We start from the raw sequence: 239 nt of genomic DNA, 5'->3' as shown, positions 1-239 counted from the left end.
CTGCTCCATCCCGCGGTGTATTTTTAGAGTGCTTACCGAAAGCACTTAACTTAGTAGCGGGAACCGGACTCGAACCGATGACCTTCGGGTTATGAGCCCGACGAGCTACCTACTGCTCCATCCCGCGGTGTATTTTTAGAGTGCTTACCGAAAGCACTTAACTTAGTAGCGGGAACCGGACTCGAACCGATGACCTTCGGGTTATGAGCCCGACGAGCTACCTACTGCTCCATCCCGCG

The 239-nt window shown here is 54.0% G+C and carries 2 tRNA genes; both read right to left on the bottom strand.

Annotated elements, in window-relative coordinates:
* Positions 1 to 54: 54 nt before the first annotated feature.
* A tRNA-Met gene (locus C1638_RS22145) sits at positions 55 to 127 on the bottom strand.
* Between the two features lie 39 nt (positions 128 to 166).
* Positions 167 to 239: transfer RNA gene (locus C1638_RS22140), tRNA-Met, on the bottom strand.

This window comes from Chryseobacterium oncorhynchi (assembly GCF_002899895.1).
Lineage (GTDB): Bacteria > Bacteroidota > Bacteroidia > Flavobacteriales > Weeksellaceae > Chryseobacterium > Chryseobacterium oncorhynchi.
Note: the sequence above shows the minus strand (reverse complement) of the source record. Positions and strands in the feature narration are given on the sequence as shown.